This window comes from Pseudoalteromonas phenolica, from assembly GCF_001444405.1.
GTDB classification, from domain to species: domain Bacteria; phylum Pseudomonadota; class Gammaproteobacteria; order Enterobacterales; family Alteromonadaceae; genus Pseudoalteromonas; species Pseudoalteromonas phenolica.
Genome location: NZ_CP013187.1, coordinates 1,718,937 through 1,733,915, shown reverse-complemented (window position 1 = coordinate 1,733,915; position 14,979 = coordinate 1,718,937). Strand labels below are relative to the sequence as shown.

Annotated in this window: 11 protein-coding genes; 3 read left to right on the top strand and 8 right to left on the bottom strand. The window is 37.1% G+C overall.

The features are described from left to right. Positions 1–19: 19 nt before the first annotated feature. Both PP2015_RS07635 and PP2015_RS07630 read right to left on the bottom strand, forming a co-directional pair. Entirely contained in the window at positions 20–2,269 is a 2,250-nt protein-coding gene (locus tag PP2015_RS07635) for a TonB-dependent receptor (protein WP_058029701.1), read from the bottom strand. A 116-nt stretch (positions 2,270–2,385) separates the two neighbouring features. Next, positions 2,386–2,982: a hypothetical protein gene (locus PP2015_RS07630; RefSeq protein WP_058029700.1), complete on the bottom strand. Its 597-nt coding sequence runs from the start codon at positions 2,980–2,982 to the stop codon at positions 2,386–2,388. A gap of 194 nt (positions 2,983–3,176) precedes the next feature. Here PP2015_RS07630 and PP2015_RS07625 point away from each other — a divergent pair, with 194 nt between their 5' ends. Then, entirely contained in the window at positions 3,177–4,013 is an 837-nt protein-coding gene (locus PP2015_RS07625) for a TIGR02285 family protein (protein ID WP_058029699.1), read from the top strand. Positions 4,014–4,196: 183 nt separating this feature from the next. Here PP2015_RS07625 and ccoG read toward each other — a convergent pair whose 3' ends face one another. Continuing rightward, the gene (gene ccoG / locus PP2015_RS07620) at positions 4,197–5,579 is read right to left on the bottom strand and encodes a cytochrome c oxidase accessory protein CcoG (protein ID WP_058029698.1); all 1,383 of its coding nucleotides are present in this window, start codon (positions 5,577–5,579) and stop codon (positions 4,197–4,199) included. Between the two features lie 134 nt (positions 5,580–5,713). Then, complete coding sequence (locus tag PP2015_RS07615) at positions 5,714–7,150, bottom strand: sigma-54 interaction domain-containing protein (protein ID WP_058029697.1); 1,437 nt, start codon at positions 7,148–7,150, stop codon at positions 5,714–5,716. A 111-nt stretch (positions 7,151–7,261) separates the two neighbouring features. Between PP2015_RS07615 and soxR the strand changes: the two genes are divergently transcribed. Beyond that, on the top strand, positions 7,262–7,735 hold the full coding sequence (gene soxR, locus PP2015_RS07610; RefSeq protein ID WP_058031579.1) for a redox-sensitive transcriptional activator SoxR: 474 nt from the start codon (positions 7,262–7,264) through the stop codon (positions 7,733–7,735). Between the two features lie 42 nt (positions 7,736–7,777). Beyond that, a complete protein-coding gene (locus PP2015_RS07605) occupies positions 7,778–9,550 on the top strand; it encodes a DUF885 domain-containing protein (RefSeq protein WP_058029696.1) in 1,773 nt (590 codons plus the stop codon). Positions 9,551–9,620: 70 nt separating this feature from the next. Here the strand turns inward: PP2015_RS07605 and PP2015_RS07600 are convergent, their stop codons facing one another. The 4 genes from PP2015_RS07600 to PP2015_RS07585 all read right to left on the bottom strand — a co-directional run bounded on the left by PP2015_RS07600 (position 9,621) and on the right by PP2015_RS07585 (position 14,977). Beyond that, complete coding sequence (locus PP2015_RS07600; protein WP_058029695.1) at positions 9,621–10,442, bottom strand: methyltransferase domain-containing protein; 822 nt, start codon at positions 10,440–10,442, stop codon at positions 9,621–9,623. Between the two features lie 9 nt (positions 10,443–10,451). After that, positions 10,452–11,207: a Nif3-like dinuclear metal center hexameric protein gene (locus PP2015_RS07595; protein ID WP_058029694.1), complete on the bottom strand. Its 756-nt coding sequence runs from the start codon at positions 11,205–11,207 to the stop codon at positions 10,452–10,454. 89 nt (positions 11,208–11,296) lie between these two features. Next, positions 11,297–11,659 carry a DUF1294 domain-containing protein gene (locus PP2015_RS07590; RefSeq protein WP_058029693.1) on the bottom strand — a complete coding sequence of 121 codons (363 nt, stop codon included), beginning with the start codon at positions 11,657–11,659 and terminating at the stop codon, positions 11,297–11,299. A 12-nt stretch (positions 11,660–11,671) separates the two neighbouring features. Beyond that, positions 11,672–14,977 carry a PAS domain-containing hybrid sensor histidine kinase/response regulator gene (locus PP2015_RS07585; RefSeq protein WP_227009174.1) on the bottom strand — a complete coding sequence of 1,102 codons (3,306 nt, stop codon included), beginning with the start codon at positions 14,975–14,977 and terminating at the stop codon, positions 11,672–11,674. Positions 14,978–14,979 lie beyond the last annotated feature (2 nt).

Genomic DNA, 14,979 nt, shown 5'->3' with positions numbered 1-14,979 from the left:
ATATTTATTCATCATTTAGTTAAAAGTTATAAGAAACCTCTAAACCTACACGCCTACCTTCGCCTTTAAAGTCTTCCAACATGCCTAAGAAACTAGATAAATCGAACTTTAAATGACTGTACTCTTTATCAAACAAATTTTTAACCCAAAATCTAACTTGGTAGTCTTCATAAGCGACTTGGCTATTTAAATACCACAAAGTGTAACTTGGTTGTTGAGCTAATATATTTTGGTTTTGATCAAAATAGTAATCTGATTGATAGTCAAAACCTAGCGTTGTTGATACGTCAATATTACTTTCAAAATTAGTGTTATATGTAATTGCCCCACTGATATTTACCTCAGAGGTAAATGGTAGGCGATTATCTGTTAATACGTTTCCAAGAGGATCAATGAATGATTCAAACTCTGCGTGGGGAATGTAACTAAGACCTAAGCTGGTATTTAACGTATCGGTCAATCGGTATTTAACATCAATATCCGTCCCATATATTTTTGAATTCCCAACATTTTCAAGTAATTGAATTGGTGGTGCTCCCTCAACAGCTGAAGGCTGGTTCATAAATACTTGTTGACCAGTGTAGTTATAATGATACAAAGCCCAATTTAATTTTAAGGTTTTATCGTCATTTATGAACTTTCCACCAATTTCATTAGAAACGATTTCCTCAGGCCCATAATCTGCAAGCATAGCTTGTTCTGGACTTGATAAATACCCCCCATTATAACCACCACTTTTATAACCATTACTCAAATTATAAAATATTGAATGGTTATTACTTAGAGAGTAAATTATCGCAAACTTTCCTGATACATCATCATCTTCAACCTTTCCAATCACATGGTAAAAAGGTAACAAAACCCCCTCTAACGAATTTGTGTCAACTACAACATTTATATTACTAAGTGAATCATATTCAAAGACTTCATCTGAGTAACGAAGACCTGTTGTGATAATCAAGTCATCTTTAATCTGCCAATCATACTGTCCAAAAATCGCAAAGGACTTATTAATCAGATCATTATCATAAAAGAAATTCGCAGAGTTAGCACCAAACTCTGTACCACGTAAATCTCTTAAAATGTCATTGTAATTGTTTTGATAAATTCTTTCGTGGAGTGAAAATAATCCTAAAGTCAGATGATCATCACCTAGCTCGTAGTTTAGTCTAATTTCGTTATTTAATACCTCAGATTTAACACCCAACTGTCCTTCACATAACCTTGCTGGAGAACCATCACAATTGAATGCATGCTGCCTATCTAAACGGTTAAAGCTGTTCAACCAAATAACAGATACTTCATCACGTATTTGCCAGTTTAACTCACTTGTCCAACCTTTATTTATTCCGTGATGTGGTGAATCATTGTTCACGCTTACAACCCAAAAATCATCAACACCATCATTGAAACCAAAGGCATCAACACACTTTCCTGCATTAATTTCAGGCACTGAACACATAATTCGATTAGTTGGGTCCGAATAAATACCTATATTTCCAACAGGTTGGGCAATACCATTCCAATGACTGTAGTTTAGCTTTAAATACCACTCTATCTTTTCCCATTGACCTAGATAACTTAAACGAAAGTCATTTTGCTCCATACCAGCTTCAGGCGAAGTCGGATAAATGTTATGGCTTGTATAATCATAGCGGTTATGATTAAACGACGCTCTTAGAGCTGAGGTATCATCTATCTGAAGATTATAAAAGCCGTTACTTTTATACAAAGCATCTGTTCCAGCTCCTATAGTCAATTGGCCATAGTCTCCGGCATCAGGACGTTTACTGCGAATGAGTATTGCCCCGCCAGTGCTGTTACGACCAAATAATGTTCCTTGCGGACCTTTTAACACCTCAACTTGCTCAATATCAAATAAGTTAAGCAGTTGATTGTTTGCAGAGCCAACAGATGCCCCGTCAGAATAGATTGCGATAGGTGACGTGTTTGCAGTGTTATAATCTATTAAGCCTACTCCTCTGATATTTATCGCGGGAGGTGTACCTTCAGCTGCATTTTGACTAATTTTCAATCCAGAAATCATTAAACCTAAGTCTGTAGTATCTTTGAGCCCCGTATTATTAATCTGCTCACCTTTAATTTGGTTTACTGTAATGCTTACTTTGTTTTCTAGTTGTTTTCTTTTTTGCGCGTAAACTTCGATCACCTCAATGCTATCGGTCGCATATGAATAAAAAGGTTGAATTAAAGAAACAGATATCAATGTTGATAAAACTTTTTTTGAGGATAAATTAGGCATTTCCATACTCTCAGTGCAGATTTAGGTGTGCAAAACGAAGTATAGTTTAAATGTCTTATGTGACCAAAGCAGATACTTAACTTTGTTTTTCAATAAGCTACTTGTAAATTAGAAAAAATAATCTACACCTGAGCTGAAAGTTGGTGGTTGTCTGTTATTTCTTGAAGATTTTGTTGTTCTTTTAAACATATCTGGGAGTAGTGCTGGTAAGCATCTCGGTTAAAGTTTTCTGACAATTCATTCATAAAGCCATGTTTATACCTAGACTTGATGACATGAAGGCAAGGAATTGTTTTCAACGCCACAATAACCGGCTTTATATCAAAATGTTGTTCAGCCTCCGGAAAATATATATCTACATGGCAATTTGGATTTAAACTTGTAAAGTGCCTGATTTGACCTGGGTAGAAGGCAATCATTTTTTGAACGCGCTTCAAAGGCGTCATGGCCAAAGCGCGCCAAGCCGCTGTTGCACCAGCACTAAAAGCAATTATATAGTCAGGGCTAAAATTTATAAGCGCTTCTTGTACTTTGTCTGCATATCCATCATGACCCAGCCGGTTTATAAATTTGTCATACATTAATTGCTCTTGGAGCTCATTTAGCGGTGTAGACACATCATAAGGAGAAATAATTTTTACTTCTCCAGAAAATTGGGCACAAAAGCTTTTTAACTGATTTGTAAAACCAAAGATGTCAGATACAATTAATGTTCGCATAAATACTGGTCCTTATTTTCAGACTCTTGTTTGTAATTTCCATATTCTACCACTTGATAACGATAAGCTGGCAATGAGATTTTATCTCCTAATCAATCTATCACTTGATAAATAATTGTAAAGAATTTGTTTGTTTAGAATCTTATATTTATCATTTGCTACACTTAACACCTGTGCAATAAAAATGTATCAAGATGATTAAGACTTTTATTATTATTTTTGCTTTTTTAACCTGTTTTCAATCATTAGCAAAAAACGTTACATTCTTGAAAGTGGATTTCGCACCCTATTATATTTTTGATGGAACGCATAAAGGGCAAGGCAGAGATGAAGAAGTCATCAATCTTTTGAAAAAAGCGATGCCAGAATACCAATTCAATTACATGCTAATTCCGTCAAGCCGTGCATTATTTGAATTGCAACATAGTTCACAAATCACATGTATGTTGTCCCTATACAAAACTGAACAGAGAAAAAAGCTATTCCATTTTTCTAAACAGTACTCAACGATTGGTTTAGCACCTACCATAGCGATGCACAAAGATGTAGCTAGTAAAGTAATGCCAGATCATATCACCGCGACCTCTTTAAAAGATCTAATATTTAAACACAACCTTATGTTGGGTAAGTCTACTGAACGTTCATATGGGCAAAATGTAGATGAAATAATACTCAAAATTCCTCAAGAAGATTTGATTATTCGGGCTGGTAAAGATTCATTACAAAGCCTGACCTATATGTTGCTCAAAAAAAGGGTAGATTTAATTATTGGATATCCGGGTGAGCACCTTTATTTGCAATCTCAATTAAATCGTGAAAATGAGTTTATTCAATTACATATATCTGAGGCGCCAAAAACAGTACTTGGTTTCGTTGGTTGTAACAAATCAGGTGAAAGCAAACGCTTTTTAAAACAGGTAGACAAGAGTTTAAATACCATAAAAGCATCTCAGGTGTATGCTTCTACGATGTTACGGTGGGTACCAAAAAGATTACAAGAGAGCTTAATTAACGAATTCAAAGAAAAGTGAACTTTCATTAAAACATTAAGTTTAATTATGAGATTGAACCTTTATCAAAGCTAGCGTAATTAACTTATCTCAGATATCTATCAGTCACAATTTTATGGTGCCAAGACAAGTTTGTTAAATTCGAAATAAGTATAATTTGGTAGCATTAAAAAAGGGGCTCGTTTCGGCCCCCATAATGGTTGGTTAGTTTTTATAAAAGTAACTTTCTTTCGTTATTTTTATATCTGCTCTTTGCTTAGACTCAATTGTAAAACTAATTGGTGTCGCTTTGAGCTTTAAGTCGTAGCCGTCTTTAATTACGGTAACGGGGATTTGCAACATTTCTCCACCTTCAATTTCAATCACAGCAGGTACATTGAGTTCAGCATTCTCTAAACCCTCTAGACTAACCGTGTAGCTCATGGTGGTTTGCGTTTTATTGATTACGCTTAATGTATAAGGGTTTTCAACTAACCCTTCATAGTTAACACGATATAACGCATTACGATCTCGGATAACCGATGCTTCAATTGGAGTACGATTAAAGGCCCACACCACCATAGTTAAAATAATCAACGCAGTAAGAGTTGCATATCCAAGTAACTTTAGCCTAAACGGGTTGGTTTTTTTGCCAGATGCTTCGTGTTCACTTTGATATTTAATTAACCCTTTGGCATAGCCAAATTTATCCATCGTGTCATCACAAGCGTCTATACACAAACCACAGTTTATACATTCATATTGCAGACCATTTCGAATATCAATACCTGCTGGGCAAACTTCTACACACAGGTTACAGTCAACGCAGTCACCAAGGCCGAGCTCTTTTGGATCTTGTTTACGTTTACGTTTACCTCGTGATTCGCCGCGTTTTGCATCGTAGGTTACTAATAGTGTGTCTTTATCAAACATCACAGATTGAAAACGTGAATATGGGCAAGCAACAGTACACATTTTTTCTCTTAAAAACCCAGCATTACCATAGGTACAAAATGCAAATAAGAATACCCAAAAACTCACTAGACCTGACCATTCTAAAGTGAACATGTCGATATATAATTTTTGTGCAGGAATAAAATACGCCATAAACGACGTAGCAGTGAAGAGAGAGATAGCTAACCAAGCACTGTGTTTTGCAGTTTTTAAGGCAACTTTCTTTGCCCCCCAAGGGCTTTTATCTAGCTTTATGCGTTTATTACGACTGCCTTCAATACGGTGCTCAACCCAAGTAAACATGAGCATCCAAATGGTTTGTGGGCACACATAACCACACCATACTCGGCCCAGCCAATTGGTCACAAAGAAAAGTGCAAACGCCCCTGCCATAAATACCCAAGCCAAAATCATAAAGTCTTGTGGTAAAAATGTGAGGCCGAAAATTCTAAAATGTTGACTGCCTACATCAAACAAAACTGCTTGCTGGCCGTTATATTGCAGCCAAGGGATGGCAATAAAGGTCAACATTAAAACCCAGCCAAGATTACGACGGATTTTTTGGAAAAAACCTTTTTGTTCGCGCACATAAATCGGGCCCTCAGATTTATGTGGCTTAATGATCATGTCTTCTTCTTTAATATCAAACTTCATATTACTTGCTCTACTAACATTGATTGATATCCATAGAGCAAGTTTCAGTCCAATCTGAAAGTTTTTAACTCTTTGTTTTTGTTAGACTTTAATTTAAATTAAAAATCAACAAACGCGATATAACGCGCATTTCGCTATATATCGCGAATTTTAGTTATTTTCAGTTTTTTCATTTTAGATCGTAATGTGCTTTCGGGAAGTCCTAATTTAATTGCTGCACCTTTAGGACCCGCAATGCGCCAATTAGTTAATTCAAGCACATGCTCAATATGAAGCCTCTCTGCCTCATCGAGCCTTAGACTTTGTCCTTCAAGCACTTGCTCATCAGTCATATTGAGTGGCTGAGTAATTGACACTAACCTCCCTTTAGACAAAATAGCTTCACGCTCTAAGATATTTTGTAACTCTCTGATGTTGCCGGGCCAATCATAGGCTTGAAGTTTGTCTATCGCTGCCTTTGTCAGCCCCATTAAGTGTTTACCAAGCCTTTTGTTCAGCTGATTGATGAGATTTGTACACAGTAATGGAATATCTTCTTTTCGCTCTTTAAGACTCGGTACTCTGATAGGAAAGACATTGAGTCTATAATAAAGATCCATTCTAAATTCACCTTTTCCAACCATTTGCCACAAGTCTTTATTGGTTGCTGCTATGATACGAATATCTACTTTTAGCGTTTTGCTGCCACCTACACGTTCAAACTCTTGCTCTTGCAGAACGCGCAAAAGTTTACTTTGTGCCTCAAGCGATAGCTCCGCAATTTCATCTAAGAATAAAGAGCCTGTATCTGCGAGTTCAAAGCGCCCTTTTCTTCTCTCATTTGCACCAGTAAACGCCCCTTTTTCATGACCAAATAGTTCTGACTCTAATAAACTAGGTGTAAACGCAGCACAATTTACTTTGACAAAAGGCTTTGTATTGCGGTCACTTAATCTATGAAGGTTTCTGGCTACAAGTTCTTTACCTGTGCCATTTTCGCCTAAAATCAACACTGTACTGCTGGTTTGTGCGACAAGGTTGATTTGCTCAAGCATGGTTTGAAATATATGACTTTGACCTACTAACCCTGACTCTTGCCAATCTGCATTCAACTCTTCCAACAAATAAGAGTTTTCTTCTTTTAATTGCTCAGTTAATGACTGAACTTGCTTTAATGCCGCTCTTAAAGCGCTTTCAGCTTCATGCTGCTTGGTCACATCGCGAAATATCGCGACCGCCCCGATTATTTGTCCGTCTTTAAAAACCGGTGTAGAGGTATATTCCACTGGGAAACTACTACCATCTTTTCTCCAGAATACTTCATCAGATATTTGCCTTACTTTGCCATCAAACATAGTGCAGTAGATGTTGCATTCATCTGCCGGATATGGCGACCCATCAGCATGGCTATGGTGATGGTATTGATGTATTTTTTTACCTATTAACTCTTCGGCTTTCCAACCTGTCATTCGTTCAGCTGCTGGGTTTATAAATACTGCATTACCAGATAGGTCGAAACCGTAAATACCTTCGCCAACAGAGTTCAGAAGTAGTTCAGGGTCATTTAACAGGCGTTTAAGTAAGTGAGACATAGCATTCCTCGTGAAATATCACGAAAACTGTAACATATTGACACGTTATACTATTAGCAAATTCTGACAAATATGATTAAAGTCGATAAAAGACGTTTTTTTGAGACTACAATGAATAAACCACTTCAAGACGCAACCTTGTCTGTCGGATATATTGCCAAGCGTGCTGGCGTAAAAGTATCGACTCTCCATTTCTATGAAACCAAAGGACTTATCAGAAGTTGGCGGAATCAAGGTAACCAGCGTCGTTACAAACCCGATGTGCTCAGACGAATTGCTGTAATAAAAGCGGCTCAACATATGGGCGTCACACTGCAGGACATAAAAGCCACTTTGGATGCTTTACCCGACAATAGAACTCCCAACAAAAAAGATTGGGCAAATTTATCTCAACGATGGCGTGCACAACTTACCAAGCAAATTGAGTATTTAGAGCAGATCAGAGACAAAGTCGATGGCTGTATTGGCTGCGGCTGTTTGTCTATGACCCAATGCCCTATGTATAACCCAGATGATATGTGTGGCAAATCGCAATCGGGCGCAGCTTTTTTGCCTTCTACCCCTGATTCACAGGCTAATCAGTAAAAAACTGATAAAATAGATGAGAATCACTAACAAGGAACCCCCATGAAAAAAACTGCACTCTCGCTCGCACTTGTCGCAGCGCTTGGACTGACTGCTTGTTCGCAAACAAGTCAACAACAAACTGAAAATAACAGCGTTCAAGTACAACAAAATTTCGCTAATTTCTCTGAACAGTTTATCCATGATTATTGGAAACAGTTCCCTGAACATTCTGCTTGGGCAGGCTATGGTAAATACGATGATATTATCAGTATTCCAGATCAAGCCTATCGTGACAGCACATTGGCTTTTGCAAATGCAAAATTAAACGAACTTGCAAAATTCGATTTAGACTCATTGCCGACAGCGCAAAAGACGGATTATTACCTAATAGAAAATGCTTTAAAACGCACCATTTGGCACTCAGAAACCTTCAAGAGTTGGCAATGGAACCCGTCTAACTACAATGTATCTGGTGGTTTTGCGACAATTCTAAATAGCCGCTTTAAAACCGATGACGAAAAGTTTGCGACCGTTTTAAAACGTCTTCAATACGTGCCTGCATATTACGATGCTGCAAAAGCAAACATTGATAACCCAACTTTAGAATATACTCAGCTTGCAATCGGCCAAAGTAAAGGTGCTTTCAGCGTGCTAAAAGATGAGTTATTAACTCAAGTTAAAGGTTCTAATTTATCTTCTAGTGATAAAGCACTGTTTGTTAAGCGTTTCAATGCTGCAAAAGACGCAATTAATGGTTACATCAACTTTTTAACTGAACTTGAAAAATCTCTAGTAGAAAATGGGAACGCACGTTCATTTAGAATTGGTGAAAAGCTCTATGAAGAGAAGTTCGCACTAGATATTCAATCAGGGTATAGCGCAAAAGAGATGTATCACAAAGCAGTTGCTGACAAAGATCGCGTGACCGCTGAGATGGTTAAGATCACAGATGAACTATGGCCTAAGTATTTCCCGAACGCTGAACGCCCATCTGAAGACAGAGATGCAGTAGCTAAACTCATCAAGCACCTATCGGTCAAGCATGTTGCTCGTGACGAATTCGTGCCTGAAATTAAGCGCCAAATTCCAGACTTAGAAGCATTCGTCAGAGAAAAAGATCTGATCACGCTAGACCCAGAAAAGCCATTGGTAGTTCGTGAAACTCCTGAGTATATGCGTGGTTTTGCTGGTGCATCTATTAGTGCACCTGGCCCATACGATAAAAAAGAAAACACGTATTACAATGTAACGCCATTAGATAACATGTCTGATGAGCAAGCTGAGTCATATTTAAGAGAATATAACCATTGGATTTTACAAATTTTAAATATTCACGAAGCAATTCCTGGTCACTATACGCAATTAGTTTACTCAAACGAGTCTCCTTCTTTAATTAAGAGCATTTTTGCAAATGGCGCGATGATAGAAGGTTGGGCTGTATATACAGAGCGTATGATGCTAGAAGAAGGCTATGGTGACTTTGAGCCAGAAATGTGGCTTATGTACTATAAGTGGAACCTTCGTGTTATCTGCAACACTATCTTAGATTATGCTATTCAAGTAAAAGGGATCAGCAAAGAAGAAGGCTTAGACCTATTAATGAACGGTGCATTCCAAGAAAAAGCAGAAGCAGAAGGCAAATGGCGTCGTGCGACATTAAGCCAAGTTCAGTTAACCAGCTACTACAGCGGTTACAGAGAGATTTATGATTTCAGAGAATCGTTAAAAGCCGCTCAAGGTGATGACTTTAACCTAAAAGCGTTCCATGAGCAGTTTTTAAGCTATGGCAGTACACCATTCAAATACGTCAAGGCGTTAATGACAGATAAATAACACCAAAAATGTATTGAAAAGCCCTTATTTAAGGGCTTTTTATTTAAGCTCTGGTTAATCTAATTTTTAATTATGAGCTTCTCGACTTAGCTTGCAGCAATAAATGCGTATAACGACCAAGTGATGCATAAGGCTCTTGTTGGTTATATTTGAGTTCTAATGCCAGTAAATCATCAAATTGCGCTTTCCCTTTTTCAAGCTCTCTTAAATAATCATGAAAACAACGAACACCCGTTTTACAAAGTCGCTTAAAGTTTTCTTGATTTAAAGCATCGTCTACAACTTCAGGTTTTACAGGGTGGTTTGGACTTAAACCAACTTTTTGTTTTACATGCAAACCTTGATTTACATAATCAAAATTACCATACACCATATTTGCAAATAAATGCGCGTCTTTATTGAAGTACATTAAAGACAAATAACCCGAATCGTTGACATGCTTTGACAAAATTGTAATCGCCTCAACTTGGTCAACTAACCATTCAAGTACAGCATGGCATAGTACAAAATCGAAAGTACCTAACTTTAAATCAGGCAACGCCTGTAATGGTGCGTGAATAAATTCAAATTGAGCATTTAAACCCGCTTGCTCTACATGCTCTCTTGCAAGTTGTAACATGTCTTCTGACATATCAACCAGCGTGATGTGATGCCCTAGCCTAGCTAAATAAATCGCTAACTGCCCTTGGCCACCGCCGATATCTATTATTCGTTTTGGTGCAGTCTCATTATCTAGCCAAGGAATATGCTGAGAAAAATCACGTTTTAAAACCGCTTCTCGTATTTTTCCTTTGGGTGTACCGTAAATATTCTTCTTAAATTTTTGCGAGATAGCATTAAAGCTTCTATCTCGCGATAATTTATCTTTGTAGCTTTTACCTTTTTTACTCATATTCAGCGGTTAAACCGGATTATTGATATCAATAAACTCAACATCTAAATCATACGTCTTCGCAAGGTATTCACCCAGTGCTTTAGCTCCATATCGCTCAGTAGCGTGATGGCCCGCCGCTATAAAATGTATACTTTGTTCATTTGAGCTATGGATTGTCTGCTCTGATGCTTCACCTGTTAAGTAAGCGTCAATGCCTTGGCTTGCTGCCATATCGATAAAACTTTGGCCTCCACCTGTACACCAAGCGATGGTTTTAATTAGATGATCGCCCGCTTCATTAATTAATGGTTTTCTATCAAGTTTTTCTTCTACCAATTTCGCAAATGCTTCTAAACTCATTGGTGTTTTAAGTTTTCCTTTCACAGCAACACAGTTTTTATTCCAAGGCTCTAAAGGTCTTTCGTAGGAAATATCCAGTAACTCAGCCAATTGCGCATTGTTGCCAAGTTCAGGGTGAACATCTAGAGGAAGGTGATATGCAATTAAATTGATGTTGTTTTCTAATAAAGCTTTAATTCGCCTTTGCTTCATGCCGGTAATAGTTTGGTCTTCACCTTTCCAAAAAAAGCCATGATGAACTAAAATCGTATCTGCACCTGCTTCTATCGCTGCATCGATCAGAGCCTGACTGGCAGTGACACCCGTCACAATTTTTTTTACTTCTTCAGCCCCTTCAACTTGTAAACCATTCGGGCAATAGTCACTAATAGAGAATGGTTTTAATAATTCGGTTAATTGATTAACTAATTTTGTTCTTTTCATTTGTTTTTTCGACACCTTAAAACTTTGGAGTATTTTAACAGCTTAGCAATTAGGATAAAGTGTAACTATATGCTTGTTTTTTTATATTTTTATAATGCTTCAATTGCAAAGTAGAGCAGTAGCAGCGTATTTTGCATGACAAAAGTGATACATATCTTACCGTTAAATTGCCACTTAATAGTTTTGTGACGAATGAGTGCTTGCATAAGTAGTGTGGTTAAATTGAATGACAACATCGCTAAAACACAAAGACTAAATTCACTAACTCTTTGCCCATCTAGTTTTGCTCGTTTTTTATCGAGAAAAAAGATGGCACAAAAAAACAAGTTTGATACCAGTAAATAAAGTGAACTGATCAATAAAATACTTTCATTAATGGCGACAATAATCGTAAATAAAAAGAGGGTCAAAACAAGAAGTGATTGATTTACACTTCGAAAAAATATATTCAAACTTTCACGTTCTCAAGATTCTATTTCTTTGTAAGGCAACCATTGTAACAAACGTTCAAACAAAACCTCTGGCTTTATTGGTTTTGAAATATAGTCATCCATACCGGCTTCTAAGCACTTATCTTTATCACCAACCATTGCATTCGCTGTCATCGCGATTATTGGAATATCTTTATATAATTCACCAGCCTTTCCGCTTCTTACCGCTTGCGAAGATTCATATCCGTCCATTTCAGGCATCTGACAATCCATCAAGATAACGGTATATTTTGTTTCTCTAGTCGTATTTAACAGATTCTGAATGACCTCTTCACCATTTGCTGCAATATCTACATGCGTCAGATTTATTTTAGCGAGCATACTTTGCGCTACAATTTGATTCACTCGATTATCTTCAGCCAACAAAATACGAATGCCTTCGCCCCATGCTACTTGATCTGGCTTTAACGCTGATTGTGCTTTCAAAGATTTTATATAGTGCGTTGTCACTAATGGCTTAGCGTCTTTAAGTGCTTCACCATCTTCTGCGACGATTGATAGTGCTGCAAATAAATCAAATGTGGTAGCAGGTTTCGGAAAATAGCCATCGAAGCCTAAATTAGCAAAAAACTTCGCATCGCCTTTGTGACACATTGAAGTCATCATAATTAATTTCATTGCTTTTAAGTGTTCGTTTGCTTTTAGATGCTCCCCTAACTTCGCCCCATCCATGCCTGGCATTTGCATATCTAAAAATGCAATATCAAAGCATTTTTTCCTTTTATCAAAATAAGCTTCACTGATTGTCAAAGCTTCAATGCCTGAACGCGCCTCAAAAACTGAGGCACCCCAATGCTCTAATTGTGCCTTTAATACTTCTCGATTAGTTTTATTATCATCAACAAGCAAAATATTTAATGCTTGCATATCGACATCTGGAATAACATGAAATGATGCATTACTCTTTCCAAGTAAGACAGAAAAACTAAAACAAGACCCTTTACCAGCTTGACTTATGACCGAGACCTCACCATTCATAAGCTGGCAAAGCTTTTTAACGATTGCAAGACCAAGCCCTGTTCCTCCGTATTTTCTCGTCGTTGAAGCATCAACTTGACTAAAAGATTGAAACAATTTAGCTTGCTGCTCGGGAGATATACCTATACCAGTATCTTTAATATTACAGTTTAGTCGCCAGTAATCAGAATCAAATTCAATTAAGGATGCTTCTATCAAAACTTCGCCATCAGAGGTAAATTTAATCGCATTACCCACTAAATTTGTTAAGATCTGCCTTAGCCTCCCAGGATCTCCAATGACCACTGCTTCATCTATTTTCGTGACATCTAAAATAAGCTCAATGCGCTTGTTATGAGCTTGAATAACTGCAGACTCAGCAAAATCACCTAGCAGCCCTCTCAAGTCAAACTCTAGATATTCAAGTTCAAGCTTACCTGCATCTACTTTTGAAAAATCAAGAATATCATTTATCAACGTTAATAAAGAATTAGCACTGCTCATGGCAACATTAATTCTGTGTTGTTGCTCAGCATTTAAGTCACTATTAAGAAGCAAGTTAAGCATACCAAGAACGCCATTCATGGGCGTACGAATTTCATGACTCATAGAAGCTAAAAATTCACTCTTCGCTATACTGGCCTGTTCAGCCAAAATTTTAGCTTCTTTTAATGCCTCCTCTGATGCAACTCTGTCTGTTATGTCTTGTTGAATACCCACATAAGCAGTTAATTCTCCTGCTTCATTATGTACTGGAAAAAGCTGTAAACTATTCCAAAAGGGCTGGCCATTTTTTTTGTAATTTAAAAGATCTACTTTTACAACATCATGATTTTTTAAAGCATCTCTGATTTTATTAACTGCGATCTCTGAAGTTTGTTCACCTTGTAAAAAACGACAATTTTGACCCAATATTTCTTCACCATATCCAGTTATCTTTGTGAAAGCTTGATTTATATAGACAATTGGAAATTCTGGATCTGTAATAGAGCTAATGGTAACACCTAAATTACTGGCATCGATTGAAAGAGCCAGTAAATCATTTTCTTCTTTAGCTTTTTTCAATGCTTGCTGTGCTTGGATCTGCTCTGTGACATCTGTCATTGAACCGGCCATTCTGATTGCCCTATTGTCTTTATCAAATAACGCATCCCCTTTCACCCTATAAACTCTAAACTCCCCCTTCTTTGTCATAAACCTATGCTGTACATCATAAATAGCTCTTTGTTGAAGATGTGCTTTTAAGCTACTTTTCACATACTCTTTATCATCGTTGTGAACCATCCTTTCAAGAACAGTATAGTCCTCAGGAAAGTCATCTTTTGGTTCATAACCAAGTAGCTCTCTAAACCTCTCAGAACAAAAAACTTTGCCTGTCTTAATATCCCAATCCCAAATACCATCCAAACTTCCATTAATAGCAAGGTTTAACCTTTCCTCGCTTAATTTAGTGGCCTGCTGAGATAATTCGAGTTTTCTGTAAGGGTTTAAAAGCAGTTTTTGACCAACTAGAAATAAAAATAGAGAGGACAAAAACAAGCTAACAAAAATTGCCGTAGCGATGCTAATAATCACTTGATTTACTTGTTTTTCTACCAGTGTAGAATCAACTAGGTAACTCAACTTTAAACCTGAGCTTTGAAGGTTTGATTCAAGTACTAAATCGTACTTGTTTAACGTACTTAGATTTGAGTAGCTTAACCATGGGCCAGAAAGCTTTACTCCGTGGGTATTTGATTCAAGAACTTCGGACAATAATACGTCAATGGGGGTTTGAAACTTTACAATTAAAGCCCCTTCAGTGAAACCGTTATAATTAATAGGTACTGCTAATTTGAAGTACGATTGTGCTTGGTTGTGATCTAATAAGACTGCGTGTGACAGTTCACCGTTCAGTAGGTCTTCTAGCCAATCACTTGGGGTTTCTAAAACTGCCTGTTCATCATTGTTTTTGTAAACATAATCACCAAGCACATTATATATCCAAAGCTTTTCTTTAATGCCTAAAATCTTAAACTCTGACAAATAGTCGTTGAGAGAAGCTTCAGATACGCCAGATCCCATAACACCATTTATAATAAACGGTTGGCTCGACAAATCTTTAAGTAATAGAATTCTTGTTTCTAAAAAGTTTTCTATGTATTTTGCACTTAATTTTGCCTCTGTTTCTGAAGCTTGTTGTTTATAACCATTTAAAACCGAAGATGCTTCTCTTCCAACTAGCATAACGCTAATCAACACTGATAAAAGAAGGCTCATTACCACAAAAACGATAAAAGCTTTATTTGCATCTAGCTGCATCTTCAAAAATTGTGACTTCACGC